Here is a 1,594-nt window from a genome sequence, read left to right on the forward strand (position 1 = left end):
CGGTTTTTCAGGCTTGACTACATAGTACACATCCACGCGAAAGTGTTGCCGTTCCAACACATGCAAGCCTCCATAAATTCGCGCCAAATGTAGCTGATCCGAATTCAGCTTGGTAAACAGTTCCTCTCCCAAATACGGTTTGGGCCACTTTTCAAAGGAAGAAAAATGAACAAAGATGTTGTGGTAAACACGGCCATAGTTGTCTCCTTCACTAAACATGAGGTACTCGGGTCGGTTGGTTGTGCTGAATTTTATTTTTGATGAAGTCCAGTTCATGGTGGTGACCAACTGGGGACGGTATTCCATCTTGTCGCTCGTCAACTTTTTATGCTGCGTGGTTCGAAAAGCCAGCCCCAGGTTGAGCCAATCATTCATTTTCCGCGAAACGGCCGCATCAAGATAAGTCATCTCCCGAAGATCATCACTGGTCAGGTACTGAACTTTGGCGCTGAGCCTGAAACTGTATTGGGAACTTAAGCGCGCCTGAAGATAAGTGGTGTTCCACAGATAGAAATCACGTTTTTCCTGCGAAAAAACTTGTTGCCCGCCCAGCAGTAAAAGCAAGGATGCAAAAAGCAATAGCTGTGTACTTCTCTTCATTTGAAGCGCAAAGATAAGCTTTCGATGAAAATTCAATATATTCGTAAACAGAAATCCATTTAAGCTTAATATTATGAAGACATTTGTCCGTTTACACTTTCTTTGCGTGATTTGCTGCCTGGCAGTTGGTGTATCTGCTCAAAAGGCCGACGCACTAAGTAAACTCATCAAACCCAATGCTGAAGTTGAAAAAATTGCGTCTGGCTTTGCATTTACCGAAGGGCCGGCACCTGATCAAAAAGGACAGGTTTACTTTACTGACCAGCCCAACAATAAAATTTACATCTGGAAAGAGAATGATCAAATCACAGAATTTGAAGTTGACGGCGAGCGCGCCAATGGCTTATATTTCGACCAGGACGGTCAGCTGGTAGCCTGCGCCGACTACCAAAACAAGCTGATTAAAATAGATCAGGCGGGAAACAAAACCGTGCTTGTTGATAACTATGATGGAAAACATTTGAACGGTCCCAATGACTTGTGGATTCACCCGAGCGGCAATATTTACCTGACCGACAGCTATTATCATCGACCTTGGTGGCCCGAAGGTCACACACAGGTGCAGGATGAGCGGGCGGTTTACTGTGTTACTCCAGCTGGAAAAATAACCCGGGTCGCCGCTGATTTCAAAATGCCGAATGGAATCATTGGCACTCGAGACGGTTCAACGTTGTACGTAGCCGACATCAATGATCAAAAAATATGGAAGTACGATATTCAGCAAGACGGAAGTCTGTCCAACAAAACGTTTTTTGCGCCTGAAGGATCGGATGGAATGACAATCGATCACCAGGGCAACGTTTACCTGACCAATCAGGCTGTTTCCGTGTATTCGAAAAAAGGAGAAAAGCTGGGAGCGATCCAAATTCCGGAGCAGCCAGCCAATGTTTGTTTTGGAGGCAAAAACCGAAAAACGCTGTTTATCACCGCACGAACATCGGTGTACAAACTGGCGATGAAAGTCGCCGGGGTGCAATAAAAAAAGCTGCTCAAT

General features: G+C 45.2%; 2 protein-coding genes. One reads left to right on the forward strand and one right to left on the reverse strand.

All coding sequences use genetic code 11. The features are described 5' to 3' along the window. On the reverse strand, positions 1 to 600 hold a 600-nt coding region (locus NC99_RS08030; RefSeq protein WP_157624675.1), incomplete at its 3' end, for a DUF2490 domain-containing protein. 73 nt (positions 601 to 673) lie between these two features. Between NC99_RS08030 and NC99_RS08035 the strand changes: the two genes are divergently transcribed. Beyond that, positions 674 to 1,579 carry an SMP-30/gluconolactonase/LRE family protein gene (locus NC99_RS08035; protein ID WP_082326374.1) on the forward strand — a complete coding sequence of 302 codons (906 nt, stop codon included), beginning with the start codon at positions 674 to 676 and terminating at the stop codon, positions 1,577 to 1,579. Positions 1,580 to 1,594 lie beyond the last annotated feature (15 nt).

It is taken from the genome of Sunxiuqinia dokdonensis (genome assembly GCF_001270965.1).
GTDB classification, from domain to species: domain Bacteria; phylum Bacteroidota; class Bacteroidia; order Bacteroidales; family Prolixibacteraceae; genus Sunxiuqinia; species Sunxiuqinia dokdonensis.